This window comes from Vibrio sp. 10N.239.311.G01 (assembly GCF_041465805.1).
GTDB lineage: Bacteria > Pseudomonadota > Gammaproteobacteria > Enterobacterales > Vibrionaceae > Vibrio > Vibrio crassostreae_C.
Window position 1 is genome coordinate 132,738 of the sequence record NZ_JBFSRM010000001.1, and the last position, 18,958, is coordinate 151,695.

Genomic DNA, 18,958 nt, shown 5'->3' on the forward strand with positions numbered 1-18,958 from the left:
AGGAATAGAAGTTGAGCCCCATTTTCTTGATATGAAAAACTGACTAGCTTCGAATGAAGCTAGTCAGGAAAATCAATTAAAGACCTGCTAGTTTCGCAGTGTCTTCAGCAATTACTAGCTCTTCGTTAGTAGAGATAACCATTGCAGGGATACGGCTGTTAGCTGTAGTGATAGTACCTTCGCCGCCGAAACGAGCTTTAAGGTTAGCTTCACCGTCAACTTCGATACCGAAGATGCCTAGGCGGTTAAGAACCATTTCACGGATTGGGCCTGAGTTCTCGCCGATGCCGCCAGTGAAAGTGATTGCGTCTAGACGACCTTCTAGAGTTGCAGTGTAACCAGCTACGTACTTAGCTAGACGGTGACAGAACACGTCCATTGCACGAGTTGCTTCTTCTTTCTCACCGTAGTTGTCTTCAACGAAACGACAGTCAGAAGTCACTTCAGTTAGACCAGCAAGACCAGACTCTTTAGTTAGCATGTTGTTGATTTCTTCAACAGAGTAACCAAGTGCGTCGTGTAGGTGGAAGATGATTGCAGGGTCTAGGTCACCACAACGAGTACCCATTACAAGACCTTCAAGAGGAGTAAGACCCATAGAAGTGTCTACAGATTTACCGTTCTTGATTGCACATACAGAAGCGCCGTTACCTAGGTGACAGTTGATGATGTTAACTTCTTCAACTGGCTTGTTTAGTAGGCCTGCAACTTCACGAGTGATGAATAGGTGAGAAGTACCGTGCATGCCGTAACGACGGATGCCGTGCTCTTTGTACAGGTTGTACGGTAGAGCGTATAGGTAAGACTCAGAAGGCATTGTTTGGTGGAACGCAGTGTCAAAAACAGCAACGTTTTGTAGACCAGGGAAGTTCTGTTGAGCCGCTTCGATACCGATAAGGTGAGCAGGGTTGTGAAGAGGTGCGAAAGTCGCAGCGTCTTGAATACCCTTAAGAACTTCATCAGTGATAAGTGCAGAAGAAGTGAACTGCTCGCCACCGTGTACGATACGGTGACCGATAGCGCCAAGGTTAGCTTTAAGCTCAGGCTTAGAAGCAAGAATAGTTTCTACCATGAAAGATAGTGCTTCTACGTGAGCTGCGCCCGCGCCTAGTTGTGCTTCATGCTTGCCATCAAGTTTCCACTTCATACGAGCTTCTGGAAGACCTAGACACTCAGCAAGACCAGTTAGGTGCTCTGCACCTGTTTCTGCATCAACAACAGCGAATTTAAGAGAAGAACTACCACAGTTTAAAACTAAAACTAGCTTAGACATTAATGACTACCTGTTTATTTTTCTGATCGAAATCAGTTAAGGATGAAAATTAATCTCAAGAATAGTCGAAGCACATAGGCTTGCGTACTAACCTTGGTCAAAAAAACGTTAATTTCCGTATAAAGTGAAAGCGCTCTTTATCAAAAAGAGGCTTGTGCATTCCTTGCAGAAGTCTTCTCAAAGTTGCTTAAATTGTAAATAAGGGCAACAATGAGATTGAGGTCTGCAAATAATAGCGATATTGTGCAAATATAACAAAAAAATTTGAAAGAATATTATTTTTCGTCAAATTTTTGTGTTTTTAGTTGATGATTTCAACTTTTTTTTAATGGGAGACTCATATGAGCAATAGAGTTGGTTTAGCTAGTAGTTTAAAAGATGGCCAAAAGTACATGGATCTCTGGCCTGTTCGAAAAGAGTTAAACGCTATTTTCCCTGAGCAACGCATTATTAAAGCGACCCGTTTTGGCGTGAAAGTGATGCCTGCGATTGCCGCTATCAGTGTTCTTACACAAATGGTCTTTAATAATTACCAAGCGATGCCACAGGCTGTGGTTATGGCTTTGTTTGCGATCAGCTTGCCGCTACAAGGTATGTGGTGGTTGGGCAATCGCTCAAATACACAACTTCCGCCGGCGCTAGTATCGTGGTACCGCGAACTGCATGAAAAGATCACTGAAACGGGTTTTGCGTTAGAGCCTATGAAGCCGCGCCCTCGCTATAAAGAATTGGCAATCATTTTAAATCGTGCCTTTCGTCAGTTAGATAAATCCTCAATGGAGCGTTGGTTCTAAAGAATCCCAGCTCTCCCTCTTGTCTGAAAACAACTATTCATCTTCTATAGCTTGTTCTCAGATTTGCTCCTCTTTTTGTTACCTCGCTTACTTTCCGTTTAGCTTACCTGTCCTTATTCACTTGGTTTCTTACCTTCCTCCGAAGTCAATATAACCTTTCTCACATAACTCGAGCCTTGTTGTATTTTTGTTAAATATCACTTCAAGTTATCAATGGTTACTGGTAATAATGTCAATAGTGATTTTGATGTTGTTCTCTTTGAGCGAGTAATGACGGGTAGAGCTTGATTCAGGGAGCGATAATGAGTTCTGTAAGAAAGGTATTGGCAGCGGTTTTAAGTTGCTTGATGTTGCTATGGACTGGCAATGCAATGGCAAACGTGGCCAAAGTGTCGGTTTCACAAGTTGTTGACCATCCAGATCTGAATGCGACACGTTTAGGGCTTCTTGAAGGATTGAGAGCCAATGGTTATGAACCCGGTAAGAACTTAGAATTCTCCTATGAAATGGCGAATGGTAACCCGGCTCAGGCAGCCAAGATTGCCAGAGAGCTCGTCAGTGAAAATCCACATGTACTTGTTGGTATCGCGACACCGACTTCACAAGCCTTAGTGTCGGCGACTCGCTCGATTCCTATCGTGTTTACCGCGGTTACGGATCCTATCGGCGCTAGGCTCGTTAAACAATTAGAAAAGCCGGGGCGTAATGTCACGGGGCTTTCTGACTTATCTCCGATCACTCAGCATGTGTCATTAATCAAAGAACTGCTCCCTGAAGCTAATTCAATCGGTGTAGTTTACAACCCAGCAGAAGCAAATGCCGTTGCGTTAGTTGGGTTATTGAGAAAGGCAACTCGAGATTTCGGTTATACACTTCACACCGAAAAAGCGCTGACTGTTGACGATGTCGAAGCAAAAGCAGAATCCATTGCTAAGAAGTCCGATGTTATCTATGCCTTGACCGATAATACGGTTGCAAGCGGCATGGAGGGTCTTATCAAAGCGGCTAACCATGCAGATACGCCAGTCGTCGCAGGCGCCACATCTTATGTCGGAAAGGGAGCGATTGCTGGTTTAGGTCTAGATTATTATGATGTTGGGGTTCAGACCGCGGATTATGTCGCAGCCATTCTGGAAGGACAGAAGCCCGGGAAGTTGAGTGTCAAAACTGCGCAGAGCTCTCAGCTGGTGGTCAACCTAGATGCTGCTCGTGAGCTTGGCGTGACAGTGCCTCAATCTGTGATTGAGCGTGCGGTCATTAGCCGGTGAATTGAGTTTGGTGTTAGGTGAGCTAATAGGCCATAAGTCATATTATTAACAGCATTGAAATGGGCTCAGATAACAAACTCACCTGCTCTATATGTTGGCGCTTCTCTATTTTATTCATTTGTAAGCGGTTATTTGACCGTTAGGTGTGTCGTTAATATCAATTTACATTATTTTACGTCGAGCGAATTGCCGATTAATGTAATAATATTAATGGGGAAAATGAAAATAGCTGAACGCTAAGAGCACATTATATGAAAGTAAATAGGCACTTTAGCCTAACCTTTGTTTTCGGGTTTCCCGCTGTGATCGCCGCGATGTTACTTGGCCTAATAGGAAAGAATCATTTTGACGCGGTAGAAAAAGATATCAGTAGTGAGTTTCATCGTATTGAAGATGTGTTCAAAAGAACCACAAAAGTGGCGACAGCCCTAGACTACAGCTTCTCCAACTATTATAAATCAGGAAACCCTCTCTTTCTTGATCACAACAAACATGTTGTGGATGGTCTTTGCCAAATTTGGCCCATTGATGTATTGCTACTTGCCGACGGTAAAACCTCAGACATTCCCTCTGTCGATATCGACTATATGCTAATCGGTCAAGAGTCTCTTTGTTCTGAAAGCAGTGATAGTTATAAGAGCGCGTCAGAAAAAATAGCGTTAGCTCCTATTCTTTCATTTTTATCCCAGCTTGATGAATACCATGCCGGCGTGCACTTTATTGATACGAGCGGCTATGTGATCTCTTCACCTGAAGGTTTTGCCAAAGGGCTGAGCAAAGAGTTACTCGCGACCATAAAGAGTCGTCCTTATTGGCAGAAAACTGCCAACAACCCTGACCAACTCACCCTTTCAGGCCCTGGTTATCGTTTTGATTCCCTTGACCGTATAATCAGTATGACGATCCCTGTATTCCATAAAGGCGTTCACCAAGGGATGCTGTCGGTGGATATTAATGCTGACAAGCTGCTCGCAAACTCGAATGAGCATCTTGCAGGTCGGATCGATATCATTGATACCACTTTAGCGACTCCGGTAGATTCTGCTGCTTTTTATCACGAGATCAAACTGGATGGTGTCTCGTCTCACCATGCGATGTATTACAAATTAGACATCGCGAAAGAGGTTGAGCACTTTTTCGTCTACGAGAAAGACAGCCTTATTGTTGCCATCATTGTGTATCTGTTCTCAGTAACCATCTTCTTCTACGTCAATTCCAATATTGAACGTGGTTACTTCAAAGATCTCGCAGCCAAAGACCCTATGACAGGGTTATTGAATCGTCGTGGCTTAGAAGCGTTCTGGCGCAGTGTAGAGCACGATCAACTGTTTGCATTAACCGTCTTCGATATTGATGATTTTAAGTCAATTAACGACACCTACGGCCACGATAAGGGGGATGATGTGATTCGTTATATGTCGCGTCAGATCAGCAACAGTATTCGAAGCAGTGACGTTGCAGCACGGTTTGGCGGTGAAGAGTTTGTCGTTTATATGAAAGGCGAAGATCGTGAAACTTTGATGAGAACATTAGAGCGAGTGAAGAATGCGATTTGTTCCACTTCAGCCGACATTATTCCAAATGGATTTACGGTGTCTGGCGGTGTCTGCATTGTTGAAACTGAGCAAAGTAAACTTAACTTCGATGAGATATTTAAGTACGCCGATGAAAAGCTGTACGTGGCTAAGACGACGGGTAAAGACCGTCTTAAATTTTAACCACGTTATTGAATCGATGCTTTGTATGAAAATGAAAATGAAAGAGGGAAGAGCGAACGTGTCTACCAAGCAAAGCTTATTTGCACCGGTAAACACGTTTGTAGCGTTGGGTATTTAACCCTAAACATAATCTTAAACAGGTTGGCGGCGTTCTTCTTGATAACGCTGAAGGCGTTCTACAATCGGTGGCGCCTTTTTGAAAGTACGAATTTCTTTAAACAGTTCGTTCGCTTCAGGGTAGCCTTTACTCAGATAAACAAACCACTGCTTCACTCTATTGGGGTAGTACATGCCTTTGTCCCCTTTAATTTGAAACTCTGAATAGCGCAGCAAAAGTTCAATGACTTTATCCCACGGCATTTTCTGGTGGTTGTGCTTAACGACGTTACCAAGGTTTGGAATATTGAAAGCACCACGGCAGACCATTAATGAATCGACGCCTGTTGCTTCTATGCAATCTTGACCATCTTGATAGTTCCAGATCTCCCCATTAGCAATCAACGGCAGAGATGTTTTTTCTCTTATTTGATTGATGAAGTCCCATTTGATTTCGCTGGCTTTATAGCCGCCAACTTTGGTTCTTGCATGCACGGTGAGTTCGTCAGCTTTGGCTTGTTCGATGGCATCGACGATTTCAAAGCACTCTTCCGGATGCTCCCAACCCAATCGAATCTTTGCGGACACAGGAATGTGTGCCGGTACCGCTTCTCGACAGGCGTTCACCACTTGATAGATGAGCTCTGGCTCTTTTAGCAATGAAGCGCCACCATTACTTTTGTTGACCGCTTTTGCTGGGCAACCAAAATTAAGATCGATCCCTTTCGCGCCTAAGCTAGCAGCTTGAAAAGCATTCTCGGCCATCCAATTTGGGTGTTGCCCTAGAAGTTGGAGATGGATTGGCACACCAGCCATGGTCTGAGAGCCTTGATGTAGCTCAGGGCAAATACGGTGGAACACATGCGGGGGAAGAAGTTGATCTACGACGCGCACAAACTCTGTCACACAGAGATCGTAATCATTAATCTCTGTGAGAATTTCACGCATTAGGTGGTCTAGAACGCCCTCCATAGGGCCAAGTATTACGCGCATGTTGCTTTACCAAAACTGAATGAACCGAAAAATTCGAGGCGTGATTGTACGGTGTGCTTACAGAATTGTCACTATGAGTGTGGTGCATGTCTTAATGATGGTTTCGTCTCTTAATAGCGACATCTTTGGGAGGATGGCGTTATAATATCGAAAATGCCCAATATCCAGAGCTTTCATGACATATCAATTATTAAGCCTACCAGAATCAATCACTGACATTACTCCGCAGTTTATGGAAGGTGCAATCCTTGCCTCTAACTTAGCGACCAAACCACTCGATCCAGAAGAGTGGCTGGTTATCGTTGCGCCTGAAGCGGGTAAAGAGCTGGTAAAAACGGTGACAGAACAGATTAATCGCCAGCACAACCTGATTCAGCGTAATGAATACCTATTAACAGACGTACTGGCTGAAGGTGACTTTAACGAACAGTTCGCTGATTTTTCTGAAGGCTTCATGATGGTTTGGCCAACAGTGGAAGAGCAGTGGCAGAACGTGACAGTCGCGGATGGTACTCTGCGCATGTTGCAAGCGCTCTTAACCACCTTGATGCTTGCGATTGATGAAGAGCAAACTCAACAACAAATGATCGCTGCAGGGCTTACTAACCCACCATCGCTTGCCGATTTAGTGGGTCAAGTCGATCTGATGATCTCAGAAGTGGCAATGGCAGCGGATGAAGCTATGTTGGGCAATAAGTCCCAGAGCGTGAACCCGTTTAAAGACATCGGTCGAAACGACCTTTGCCCTTGTGAAAGCGGCAAGAAGTTTAAACAATGCTGCGGTAAAAGCAGCTAATCACGGCTTGTTGAGCAACTTAGTTTGTGTGAATAACAGACTCTCTTAATATGTTCAAAAGCTTAAGTAATAAAAAAGTCGACCTCGTGGTCGACTTTTTTGTTGTCCAAGTGTCAACGGCTTACTGTTAGTCGTTTTTCGACTTCACAAATTGAGAAATAACCACAATACCGAAAGCAACCAAGTTACCTGCAAAGATAATTACTAGCCACTGAGGCATAGAAAGATCGAAGAACTGCCACACAACCTTGCTGCAATCGCCGTAAGCCTCAAACATCCACGGAGCCCATTGGTTTAAAGGCGCCCAGCTAGGGAAGGTTACGAATAAGTCGCAGGTTGCGAAAGGGGACGGATTGAACTGGTAATCGACGTGCTCTAAAGCAAGCATCAAACCTTTGTATGCGCCAAATCCCCAGCTAGCAAGGCCTAACCAGCGTGATATTGGGTTATTCGGGGCAATCGCACCAATCATGGCGGCAACACCGATAGCGAGCATAGCAACGCGCTCATAGATACACATCACGCAAGGACCAAGCATCATCACGTGTTGGAAGAAGAGAGCGCACGCTTCAAAAAAGACAATAAAAGCCAGCAGTAAAAGCCAAGATAAACGTCCCTTAGAGAAGTCTTTGATCATTGCTAAAAAGTTCACGAATTGAATCCTGTCTATAAAATAAAAAAGCCCTGATTACTCAGAGCTTTTTATCTTGGATAAGTTTCCTAATCAACTAATATTTTTGATTAGTTAGTTATAGTTATTGTGGTTTGCGACACAATGTTTAGCTTAATGACCACCAGAGATAACTGGAGCAACGACTTCACCAGTGCGTTGAATGATCCAACCTGCATCATAGAACCATGCTGTCATTGGCTCTACGAAGAACACAATGCCTGCTAGGCCAACCAGTGCCAATACGATGGTGTATGGCAACGCCATGATAACCATGCGACCGTAAGACAATCTAATTAACGGAGCAAGTGCTGATGTTAATAGGAATAGGAATGCAGCCTGGCCGTTTGGCGTTGCAACAGAAGGTAGGTTAGTACCAGTGTTGATAGCAACAGCAAGTAGGTCGAACTGATCACGAGTGATGATGCCTTCAACCAGTGCAGTTTTCACTTCGTTAATGTAAACCGTACCGACGAACACGTTATCTGAAACCATCGATAAAATACCGTTGGCAATATAGAAGAGTGCGAGCTGTGCGCCTTTATCTTCAACGTGAAGTACTGCATCGATGACTGGCTTAAATAGAGCTTGGTCGATGATCACAGCAACAACAGCGAAGAAAACGGCAAGAAGTGCAGTAAATGGCAGCGCTTCTTCAAAGGCTTTACCCATAGAGTGTTCTTCAATAACACCCGTAAATGCTGTAGCTAAGATGATCACAGACAGGCCAATCAAACCTACTTCAGCAACGTGAAGTGCAAGGCCGACGATAAGCCAAACTGCGATTGCACTTTGAACCCATAGTTTTGCTACGTCTTGCTTCGTGCGGTTTGCACGTTCTTTGTTGTCAAACTCAACTAAGATTTGGCGAACATTCATTGGTAGTTGAGCACCGTAACCAAACACTTTGAATTTCTCGACAAGTGCACAAGTTAAAATACCGCAGAAGAAAACAGGTAGTGTTACTGGCAGCATACGGATGATAAATTCACCGAACTCCCAACCTGCTTGCTTAGCAATTACCAAGTTTTGTGGTTCACCTACCATGGTCATTACACCACCCAGTGCTGTACCCACACCAGCGTGCATTAGCAGTGAACGTAGGAAAGCACGGTAGTTTTCTAGGTCATCACGAGTTAGCTCTGAGATCTCTTCATCATGAGTATGATCGTGCGAAGACGTTGTGCCCTTGCCTGATGCAACCTTGTGGTAGATAGAGTAGAAGCCGACCGCAACGCTAATAACTACGGCGATTACTGTTAGTGCATCTAGGAATGCTGATAAGAAAGCGGCAGCAACACAGAAGGCAACGGAGAGTAAAATTTTAGATTGGATGCCAAGCAAGATCTTCGTGAAAATGAACAAAAGCAGTTCTTTCATGAAGTAAATGCCAGCAACCATGAATACGAGCAAGAGTAATACAGGAAGGTTTGCTTGCAGCTCGTGATAAACCATTTCTGGTTTGGTCATGCCAATGGCGACTGCTTGAATAGCTAATAGACCACCCGGTTGAAGTGGGTAGCATTTGAGAGCCATAGCTAGAGTGAAAATAAACTCAACCACCAATAGCCAGCCCGCAACAAATGGGTCAACTAGGAAGAAAACAAACGGGTTGATGATTAAAAAGGAAATGATGGCAAGTTTATACCAATCAGGAGCTTTACCAAGGAAGTTCTTGATAAAAGCGTTTCCGAGAGACATCGGCATGTTAATACTCTTTTATGTTGATTATGAATAGACAAGCAATACAACATTTTGAGAATCGAGCTATAGAAATTGTTAAAAACTATAACTAACAGTGACTTAGAAAAACTACATTCCATGTAATGTTCTGTGGTCTTGCCAAGTCACTCCCTTAGAAACTCAAGCACTGCTTATTTTTGAGCGCAACTTTACTCTTAGATAACATTTAGTCAACAGGAAAAGCCCTGTAGCCCTAAAAATACCTCTTTTTTGTTGAGAAACGCGATCAAAGTAGCGCAAGCATACCACTTAAAATGTGATAAAAACCGACTAGAATCAATATTTCAGCGAAATGATTGAAAATTACAGAATAACGACGGCTTATATATGATTATTACAACTTAATATTGCAAATTAATAGCTTTAAAAATATGACCAATCCCATTGATTTTAAAGAAAAATTGTTGTGTTATCGGTTTGTTTAAATGGTGGTTTAGAGTCGCTTGCTTTACAAACCTGAGGTGCAAACGTGTGCTGAACTTTAGAGTTATAACTCTAACGGTGTTTAGGGTGAGTAAAATTTTTGAGGGTGTTTCCGCTAGGTGTGAACTAGTGGTATGATGAGTAAATTAGAACAGAATAATTAAATTGGATTGAAGTGTAGATGGTCATTAAGGCGAAGAGCCCGGCAGGATTTGCAGAGAAGTATATCATTGAAAGTATTTGGAATGGCCGTTTCCCTCCAGGTTCTATCTTGCCCGCAGAGCGTGAGCTTTCTGAGCTGATTGGTGTTACACGTACTACGCTTCGTGAAGTACTACAACGTCTTGCTCGTGATGGTTGGTTGACAATCCAACATGGCAAACCAACTAAAGTTAACCAGTTTATGGAAACCTCAGGTCTTCATATCCTTGATACGCTAATGACGTTGGACGTTGATAACGCAAGCAAAATGGTAGAAGACCTGCTTGCTGCTCGTACTAATATCAGCCCGATCTTTATGCGTTATGCATTCAAAGCAAACAAAGAAGCTTCAGAGCGTACTATCAGTAACGTGATTGAATCTTGTGAAGCGCTACTTGCGGCACCAACTTGGGATGAGTTCCTAGAATCGTCGCCATACGCTGACAAGATCAAACAAGCGGTAAAAGAAGATTCAGAAAAAGATGAAGCGAAACGTCAGACGATCTTAATCGCGAAGACTTTCAACTTCTATGATTACATGCTTTTCCAACGTTTGGCATTCCACTCAGGCAACCAGATTTACGGCCTGATCTTTAACGGTGTGCGTAAACTTTATGACCGTATCGGTAGCTACTACTTCTCTAACCCAGAAGCACGACGTTTAGCGATGGACTTTTATAAAGAGTTGTTCATTATCTGTGAAAGTGGTGAGCGCGAAACTTTGCCATTAGTGATTCGTAACTACGGTATCGCAAGTGCACAAGTTTGGAATGAAATGAAAACGACATTGCCGACGAACTTCACTGAAGACGACAGCTAAGGCATAGGTTTACTATTGTTGTTCCTGTTTAGTCAGTGACGTAAAGAAAACGAAAAAGCGGCGAGATAATTCAATTATCTCGCCGCTTTTTATTTATCTGTCGTTACTAGAAAATTATCAGTGGGTCAGTTACTTACCTATGACGAGTAATTTATCTATGTGTAGCAACTTAAAATTTATCTAGGAGTAGTAACTTAACCCGCAAACTCTTCTGAGTCTGGACGGTTGGTAAATTGCACACCGTTTAGAAAATCGCAAAGTAGTTGGTCTTCACACACTTTGTAGTTTTTGTTTTCTGGCTTGCGGAAGTAAGCGCCGATTTCGTACTTGCTCAAGCTAATGCCAACCACTTCTAGTACGTCCAAAACATCTTCTGCTTTCATGTTCAATGCGATACGAAGCTTCATGAAGATCATGTTGTTCGTCAGTGCAACTTCAGGTTTAGGTTGCTCGCCTTCTTTTTTGCCACGCTTAAGGTTGATGAAACCATTTAGGAATACCGCTAACTCTTTATCTTTCATCTTAGAGCATGACTTGTCGTTGTCATCTTTTAGCCAGTTAATCACTTGGTCATGAGCAACAGTCACATCAGCTTGTTCGATAGCTTTGATGATTTGTGCATTTTTAAGGTTTAGTGCGTGTTGAATACGACGCAAGATTTCGTTGTTAGTCACTGGGGATTCCTAAAAAGGGTTTTAGAGTAAAGAGGTGTTGGTTTAGCCTATTTTTGTCGACGAACCAATTTCTACTCTACATAGCATAGTTGACGGCGACTCTAACAGAGAACGCTAATTTTCGGTAGATATAAAAAATCCCCAATGCTGATTAACTCTTTCAAGTCAAAAATGCATTAGGGATTTAGTGATGGGTGCTTGTTATCTGACTGGAGTCAGAATTACATTACACGCATACCAGGTTGAGCACCTTCGTGTGGCTCAAGGATCCATAGGTCGCTGCCGCCAGGGCCCGCTGCTAGGATCATGCCTTCAGACATACCAAACTTCATCTTACGAGGTTTTAGGTTTGCTACCATTACAGTTAGCTTGCCTTCTAGCTCTTCAGGTTTGTATGCTGATTTGATACCAGAGAATACTTGGCGAGTCTCACCACCGATGTCTAGTTGGAACTTCAGTAGTTTGTTCGCTTTTGGTACTTCTTCACAAGAGATGATACGAGCGATACGCATGTCTACTGCTGCAAAGGCATCGAACTCAATCTCGTCTGCGATTGGCTCTTTGTCTAGCTCAGTTTGGCTTGCTTGCTCTTTTTCAGCTTCTGCTTTTTCTTTCGCTGCTGCTTCAGCGGCTGCATCTTCTTTAGAAGACTCAACCATTGCTTCCACTTTCTTAGGGTCAATGCGGTTGAATAGCGCTTTGAACTTAGTGATCTCGTGATCAGTTAGCGGAGTAGCAATCGCTTCCCACGTTAGCTCTTCGTTTAGGAAAGCTTCAGTGCGAGCTGCAAGCTCTGGCATCACTGGTTTCAGGTAAGCCATCAGTACGCGGAATAGGTTAATACCTACAGAAGAAACTTGTTGAAGCTCAGCTTCTTTGCCTTCTTCTTTTGCAAGAACCCAAGGTGCTTTTTCGTCGATGTACTGGTTAGCTTTATCCGCTAGTGCAGTGATTTCACGGATAGCACGGCTGAATTCACGAGTTTCGTATAGCTCACCGATACGCTCAGCAGCAGCAACGAATTCGTTGTATAGCTCAGGCTCTGCAAATTCAGCAGCTAGCTTGCCTTCAAAACGCTTAGTAATGAAGCCAGCGTTACGAGAAGCTAGGTTAACAATCTTGTTTACTACGTCAGCGTTTACACGTTGAGTGAAGTCTTCAAGGTTAAGATCTAAGTCATCGATGCGGCTGTTTAGTTTCGCAGCGTAGTAGTAACGTAGACACTCAGGGTCTAGGTGGTTTAGGTACGTGCTTGCTTTGATGAATGTGCCTTTCGACTTAGACATCTTCGCACCGTTCACTGTTACGTAGCCGTGTACGAATACGTTGTTTGGCTTACGGAAACCTGCGCCGTCTAGCATTGCTGGCCAGAATAGGCTGTGGAAGTAAACAATGTCTTTACCGATGAAGTGGTAAAGCTCAGTTGTGCTGTCTTTCTTCCAGTATTCATCGAAGTTTAGATCGTCACGTTTGTCACATAGGTTCTTGAAAGAAGCCATGTAGCCAACAGGTGCGTCTAGCCATACGTAGAAGAACTTGTCTTTTTCGCCTGGGATTTCAAAGCCGAAGTAAGGTGCATCACGTGAGATATCCCACTGTTGCAGACCAGACTCAAACCATTCCTGCATTTTGTTTGCAGTTTCATTCTGTAGAGAGCCAGAACGAGTCCACTCTTTAAGCATGCTTTCGAACTGAGGTAGGTCGAAGAAGAAGTGCTCAGAGTCTTTCATTACTGGAGTTGCGCCAGAAACCGCTGATTTAGGGTTAATTAGCTCAGTTGGGCTGTATGTCTCACCACAGTTATCACAGTTATCACCATACTGGTCTTCTGACTTACACTTAGGGCAAGTACCTTTTACGAAGCGGTCTGGTAGGAACATCTCTTTCTCAGGATCGAAAAGCTGAGAAATAGTGCGGCTAGAAATGAAGCCGTTCTTTTTAAGTTCTAAGTAGATGTGAGAAGCCAGTTCACGGTTCTCTTCGCTGTGTGTGCTGTGGTAGTTATCAAAGCTGATATCAAAGCCAGCGAAGTCTTTTTGGTGCTCTTCACTAACAGCAGCGATCATCTCTTCTGGCGTGATACCCATCTGTTGAGCTTTAAGCATAATTGGCGTGCCGTGAGCATCGTCAGCACAGATGAAGTTTACAGTGTTGCCACGTAGACGCTGGTATCGAACCCAGATATCAGCTTGGATATGCTCAAGCATATGGCCAAGGTGAATAGAGCCGTTAGCGTACGGAAGCGCACAAGTTACCAAAAGTTGTCTTGGATCAGTTGCCATACTTAATAATTCGCTTTTTTGATAGGTATAAATTTGAGAGGTAATACTACTTTATAACGTGTGATACGCCAAGGTATCAGACTAAGGATTCCCCTAGTTTTTTAGGGGTTCAGTCTTCATCTCGTGGGTGATAGCATAAATAAAAAAAGGAGTCCCAATGCGTAACTTTACTTCTAAGCAAGATTTCTGTTCATGGTTGAATGAGTTCGAGTCACCAATCCTCATCCCAGAGTGGGCGCTACACCAAAATATTGTATCGGTTGATCCGCGTGGATCATTTGTTATCACCTTACCTTTTGCCGCTAATCAGCTTGCGGTTGAATTGGAACAGTGGATTCACTCTCAGATTGAACAACAGCTTGTTAGCGCTTTTCAGTTTGAAGTGAAGGTGAAGCCGTCTGCGTTAGAAACCACGGTTGCGACACCATTGAAGGGGGTGAAGAACATCATCGCCGTGACATCTGCAAAGGGTGGGGTGGGTAAATCGACCACTTCAGTCAACCTTGCTTTGGCTTTATCTAAGTCTGGTTCAAAAGTGGGTTTGTTGGATGCGGATATCTATGGTCCTTCTGTACCTATGATGCTTGGCCAATTAGATGCGAAACCAGAAGTCCAGAATAACAAGTGGATGATGCCAATCGAAGCGCACGGTATTTTCACTCACTCTATCGGTTATCTTGTGTCGAAAGATGACGCTGCGATTTGGCGCGGTCCAATGGCGGCCAAGGCTTTAGGTCAGCTTGTTAACGAAACCGTATGGCCAGAGTTGGATTATCTAGTTATTGATATGCCACCGGGCACGGGCGATATTCAGCTGACGTTATCGCAACAGATCCCAGTGACCGGGGCTGTAGTGGTGACCACTCCTCAAGATTTGGCGCTAGCGGATGCACGTAAAGGCGTAGCGATGTTTGATAAGGTGAGTGTGCCAGTCGCAGGCTTAGTTGAAAACATGAGCTATCATATTTGTAGTCACTGTGGTGAGAAAGAGCATATCTTTGGTGTTGGTGGTGCCGAAGCTATGTCAGAAGAGTTTTACCTCGATATTTTGGCACAGATCCCTCTTCATATTGATGTGAGAGAAGATATCGATGCAGGTTGCCCGACGGTGATTCGTCGTCCAGATAGTGAACATACACGTCACTACTTAGAGCTTGCAGAGAATGTGGCTGCGAAGATGTTCTGGACCGGCAAGGCGAGACCAGAAGCGATTAACTTTTCTTTGGTTGAATAGCGAAAGATAATCAAAAAGTTGTGTTAATCATGTTGGATTAGATAAATAGCGGTTGGATTTAGGCTGATAGCCATTGGGGTTGTGCAAATAGTTGTAGGCAAGTTATTTGAAAGCAAACGATTGCATTCATTAAATGCATTGATATCATCAATTTGACTGCAATTAGCTAAAATGGCGACTAGAATCTATGTGCTTTAGCCCCTATAATCAGGCGGTTTATCTCTTCCCACCACCAAACCATATCGGGTGCAAAATTAATGTCTGATAATAATCAATGTGTCATCGTAGGTATCGCTGGCGCTTCAGCTTCAGGAAAAAGTCTGATTGCTAGTACAATTTATAATGAATTGCGCGAAAAAGTAGGCGACCATCAAATTGGTGTTATCACGGAAGATTGCTATTACAGCGACCAAAGCCACTTGAGTATGGAAGAGCGTGTTAAAACTAACTACGATCACCCAAATGCACTAGATCATGATCTTTTATGTGAACATCTACAGCAGCTAATGAGTGGCAACGCCGTAGAAGTTCCTGAATACAGCTACACAGAGCACACACGTACTTCTGAAACGACTACACTTACCCCAAAGAAAGTGATCATTTTAGAGGGTATTCTGCTTCTAACAGACCCGCGTCTTCGTAAACTAATGCACGCAAGTGTGTTTATGGATACACCATTAGACATCTGTCTATTACGCCGTGTTAAGCGTGATGTAGAAGAGCGTGGTCGTACAATGGACACTGTACTTAAGCAATACCAAGAAACAGTACGTCCAATGTTCATGCAGTTTATCGAGCCTTCAAAACAACATGCAGACATCATCGTTCCTCGTGGTGGTAAAAACCGTATTGCGATTGATGTGCTAAAAGCGCACATTGCGAAGTTGTTGAAGTCTTAATCGAATAAAATTTTGCCTAAGTGACTCACTTAGCTTTATTTTTTACCGAATCAGTGGCACTTTTATAGTGCCACTTTCTTTTGGAATCTAAGCAAGGAATATGCGGATGAAGAAACTACTCATTTTCATAGCTGTACCAGTGTTTGTTGTCGTTGCAGCAATTCTGGCACTAGTGCTGTTAGTGAATCCCAACCAATTTAAGCCATTAATTGTCGAACAAGCCCAAAAACACACAGGCCTAGAGCTAGTGATCGAGGGTGATATCAGCTGGCAATTCTTCCCATCCATTGGCTTTGAACTTGGTCAAACTGAATTACGCAACCCTGAAGGTTTTACGCAACCTAACCTATTTAAGGTTGATACCGTTGGCGTTGACGTTTCGGTTACTCCGCTATTTAGCAACCAACTAGAGATCGGCAACATTACTCTAGATGGTGCAGAATTCTATTTAGAAACGCTTAAAGATGGTCGCAAGAACATTGATGCACTAACGCAAGCGTCAGCGCCTCAAGAATCTGAGCCTGCAGCAGGCACAAGTTCTGAATCAGCGCCTGCCCCTCAAGAGCAAACTACCACAGACGCATCGGGTTGGACGATCAACCTTGCAGGCGTAACTGTATCAAACGCATTGTTTGAAATGGACGACAAGCAAGCGGGTTCATTCACTAAGCTATACGATGTGTCTTTGAATCTTTCTGAGTTTGCCGTTGATACATGGACAACCGCGACATTTGCGGCTTCTGGTGAGAACAATCAACAGAAGTTCTCTGCACAAGGCAGTGCAGAATTCAAATTAGCTGAAGGCTTTGCAAGTTACGCACTTCGTAATATCGACTTAAACGCTAAGTTCAATGATCCAGCGACGTCGATTGAGTCAGCAAAAATTGGCTTGAATACGTTTGAGTTCGATAAGGTAAACCAACTGACTTACGCTGTAATCGGTAATGCAGCTGGCCTTGACCTTGATCTTAAAGGTGGCGGTGAACTTACTGTTGATAGCGCGATTTCAAAAGTAACGCTGAACAAGTTAACGTTAGACTCAACATTCAAAGGCGACACGCTTCCTCAGTCTCCAATGAAAGTCGACATGCTGTCTGACTTAAGCTTCGATCTTAACAAGAGCCACCTGAGCTTTGTGTTAGAGAAGCTACAAGCTAACGCTATTGCATTAGACGGTAAAGCAGACGTAATCCTATCTGAAATACCAAAGGTTCGTTTCTCTCTTCATAGCCCGAATATTGATTTAGATGAATTCTTAGGCTTAGGCAATACAACAGAAACAGCGAGCACAGCGCCTTCTGGTTCTGCTGGTGGTTCAACGTCAAGTTCTGGTAGTTCAGATCCAGCTAAAGAAGTGGAACCTGATCTGTCGGCTCTGAAAACGTTAGACGTGAAAGGTGACATCACGATTGATAAGTTCAAGGCGAACAACGCGAAGATGCAGAATGTTAAAACCGCATTTTCGGTTAACCGTGGTATCGCAGAGCTAACCTCATTCACCTCGAATCTTTACCAAGGTTCTATTTCTGCTACTGCAAAGTTAGACGCTCGTAAAACACCAGCGACTTACACGGCTAAGAAGAAAATCAAAGGCGTGAAAGTACAACCGTTACTGGTTGATGTTGCAGATAACGATATGCTGGAAGGTACCGGTAATATTGATGTCAACGTGAAAGGTAAGAGTCTAACTCCGACGGGTATCAAGAAAAACCTAGTCGGTACTATCGCGATTAACTTTGAAGATGGTGCAGTTAACGGCATCAACGTAGCTCAACTGATTCGAGAAAACTACGCTAAGATCAAGGGCGAGAAAGTTGAAAGCACAAATGAAGCTCAAAAAACGGACTTCAGTGCAATGAAAGCGACGCTGAAAGTGGATAAAGGTTGGGTTTCAACTAACGACTTATCAGCACAGTCGCCACTGTTACGTGTGACAGGTCAAGGTAAAGCAAACTTCATCAATGAAACGGTCGATTTCCTTGTGCGTACATCAATTGTGGGTTCACTTGAAGGTCAGGGCGGTAAGAGCATCGACGACCTGAAAGATGTGACTATCCCAATTAAGGTAACAGGTCAGTGGGCAGCCCCGAAATTTGCACTTGTTTTTGATGATGTATTGAAACAGAAAGCACAGAAAGAAATTGATCGTGGTTTAGAAAAGTTAGACGAAAAGTACGGTGACAAGATCAAAGATGAGAAAACAAGAGACGCAGTAAACGGTCTACTAAAAGGTTTGTTTAACTAGTCTTCATCTCATTTAAAAATGAACAAAGCGCCACTCCTGTTGTAGGAATGGCGCTTTTTATTTTTGGCTCGATAATACTCAAGAGAGATTCCCTATGACACTCGTCCCTCGCTCTAGGGAATGACGATAGGCCGTCGTCCTTTGTTCAAGAGCGTAACGGCCTAGTGGTCGTCATCCTCGAGAGGGAAGAATGACCGAGTCGGGGATCTCTGGTTGAAGGTGATTACCAGTCAACGCCTTGTAGCGCTTTAACACCAGATTCAAAAGCGTGTTTCACATTGCGAACTTCAGATACTGTATCTGCTATCTCAGTAAGAGTACGGTGCGCGCCACGACCTGTAATGATGACAGACTGCATCTTCGGGCGGTTATTCAACGCCTCAACCACTTCATCGAGTTCGATGTAACCGTAGCTAACCATGTAAGTCAGTTCATCAAACAGAATCACATCGATCGACTCATCAGCCAGCATGCGTTGGCACTCTTTCCATACACGCTGCGCAGCTTCAATATCTTGCGCTTTGTTCTGAGTTTCCCAAGTAAAGCCTGTGCCCATGACTTGGAACTCGACATCAAGCTTTTGCAGAACGTTTTTTTCGCCGTTATCCCAGGTACCTTTAACAAACTGAGCAACGGCGCATTTCTTACCATGACCAACTGCACGTGTAATCGTACCAAAACCGGATGTTGATTTACCTTTACCGTTACCCGTGATGACCAGCAATAGGCCTTTTACTTCTTGTGCTGCAGCGACACGTGCATCGACTTGTTCTTTTACTTTCTGTTGTCTTGCTTTGTGGCGTTGTTCTTTGTTGTCTTCAGTCGACAT

15 protein-coding genes are annotated in these 18,958 nt (G+C 43.6%); 8 read left to right on the top strand and 7 right to left on the bottom strand.

Annotated elements, in window-relative coordinates; genetic code table 11:
- Nucleotides 1-76: 76 nt before the first annotated feature.
- Entirely contained in the window at nt 77-1,273 is a 1,197-nt protein-coding gene (locus AB6D06_RS00595) for an acetate kinase (protein ID WP_017062169.1), read from the bottom strand.
- Nucleotides 1,274-1,614: 341 nt separating this feature from the next.
- On the opposite strand from AB6D06_RS00595, the gene yfbV reads away from it, so the two are divergent.
- The 3 genes from yfbV (at nt 1,615) to AB6D06_RS00610 (ending at nt 5,053) form a co-directional block, all read left to right on the top strand.
- Nucleotides 1,615-2,067: a terminus macrodomain insulation protein YfbV gene (yfbV, locus tag AB6D06_RS00600; RefSeq protein ID WP_017062168.1), complete on the top strand. Its 453-nt coding sequence runs from the start codon at nt 1,615-1,617 to the stop codon at nt 2,065-2,067.
- A gap of 302 nt (nt 2,068-2,369) precedes the next feature.
- Entirely contained in the window at nt 2,370-3,335 is a 966-nt protein-coding gene (locus AB6D06_RS00605) for an ABC transporter substrate-binding protein (protein ID WP_017062167.1), read from the top strand.
- Nucleotides 3,336-3,586: 251 nt separating this feature from the next.
- Nucleotides 3,587-5,053: a GGDEF domain-containing protein gene (locus AB6D06_RS00610; protein ID WP_372109818.1), complete on the top strand. Its 1,467-nt coding sequence runs from the start codon at nt 3,587-3,589 to the stop codon at nt 5,051-5,053.
- Between the two features lie 132 nt (nt 5,054-5,185).
- Here AB6D06_RS00610 and dusC read toward each other — a convergent pair whose 3' ends face one another.
- Nucleotides 5,186-6,142, bottom strand: coding sequence for a tRNA dihydrouridine(16) synthase DusC (dusC, locus tag AB6D06_RS00615; protein WP_017069187.1), 957 nt, complete (start codon nt 6,140-6,142; stop codon nt 5,186-5,188).
- 175 nt (nt 6,143-6,317) lie between these two features.
- Between dusC and AB6D06_RS00620 the strand changes: the two genes are divergently transcribed.
- Entirely contained in the window at nt 6,318-6,938 is a 621-nt protein-coding gene (locus tag AB6D06_RS00620; protein ID WP_102394331.1) for a YecA family protein, read from the top strand.
- A 127-nt stretch (nt 6,939-7,065) separates the two neighbouring features.
- On the opposite strand, the gene dsbB is transcribed toward AB6D06_RS00620, so the two are convergent.
- The gene (gene dsbB / locus AB6D06_RS00625) at nt 7,066-7,575 is read right to left on the bottom strand and encodes a disulfide bond formation protein DsbB (RefSeq protein ID WP_102394342.1); all 510 of its coding nucleotides are present in this window, start codon (nt 7,573-7,575) and stop codon (nt 7,066-7,068) included.
- A gap of 147 nt (nt 7,576-7,722) precedes the next feature.
- Complete coding sequence (gene nhaB, locus AB6D06_RS00630; protein ID WP_136973544.1) at nt 7,723-9,315, bottom strand: Na(+)/H(+) antiporter NhaB; 1,593 nt, start codon at nt 9,313-9,315, stop codon at nt 7,723-7,725.
- Between the two features lie 640 nt (nt 9,316-9,955).
- Here nhaB and fadR point away from each other — a divergent pair.
- Nucleotides 9,956-10,795: a fatty acid metabolism transcriptional regulator FadR gene (fadR, locus tag AB6D06_RS00635; protein ID WP_017062161.1), complete on the top strand. Its 840-nt coding sequence runs from the start codon at nt 9,956-9,958 to the stop codon at nt 10,793-10,795.
- A 194-nt stretch (nt 10,796-10,989) separates the two neighbouring features.
- On the opposite strand, the gene AB6D06_RS00640 is transcribed toward fadR, so the two are convergent.
- Together AB6D06_RS00640 and metG are read right to left on the bottom strand one after the other, a co-directional pair.
- The gene (locus AB6D06_RS00640) at nt 10,990-11,469 is read right to left on the bottom strand and encodes a DUF1456 family protein (protein ID WP_010437231.1); all 480 of its coding nucleotides are present in this window, start codon (nt 11,467-11,469) and stop codon (nt 10,990-10,992) included.
- Between the two features lie 221 nt (nt 11,470-11,690).
- Complete coding sequence (gene metG, locus AB6D06_RS00645; protein WP_017062160.1) at nt 11,691-13,751, bottom strand: methionine--tRNA ligase; 2,061 nt, start codon at nt 13,749-13,751, stop codon at nt 11,691-11,693.
- A gap of 157 nt (nt 13,752-13,908) precedes the next feature.
- Between metG and apbC the strand changes: the two genes are divergently transcribed.
- The 3 genes from apbC to AB6D06_RS00660 all read left to right on the top strand — a co-directional run bounded on the left by apbC (nt 13,909) and on the right by AB6D06_RS00660 (nt 18,129).
- Nucleotides 13,909-14,985 (top strand): iron-sulfur cluster carrier protein ApbC, encoded by a 1,077-nt coding sequence (apbC, locus tag AB6D06_RS00650; protein WP_136978358.1) that lies wholly within the window; start codon nt 13,909-13,911, stop codon nt 14,983-14,985.
- Between the two features lie 257 nt (nt 14,986-15,242).
- Nucleotides 15,243-15,884, top strand: coding sequence for a uridine kinase (gene udk, locus AB6D06_RS00655; protein ID WP_004734002.1), 642 nt, complete (start codon nt 15,243-15,245; stop codon nt 15,882-15,884).
- A 106-nt stretch (nt 15,885-15,990) separates the two neighbouring features.
- Nucleotides 15,991-18,129 carry an AsmA family protein gene (locus tag AB6D06_RS00660; RefSeq protein ID WP_102427874.1) on the top strand — a complete coding sequence of 713 codons (2,139 nt, stop codon included), beginning with the start codon at nt 15,991-15,993 and terminating at the stop codon, nt 18,127-18,129.
- Nucleotides 18,130-18,352: 223 nt separating this feature from the next.
- Here the strand turns inward: AB6D06_RS00660 and cobO are convergent, their stop codons facing one another.
- Nucleotides 18,353-18,958 (bottom strand): cob(I)yrinic acid a,c-diamide adenosyltransferase, encoded by a 606-nt coding sequence (gene cobO / locus AB6D06_RS00665; protein WP_017062158.1) that lies wholly within the window; start codon nt 18,956-18,958, stop codon nt 18,353-18,355.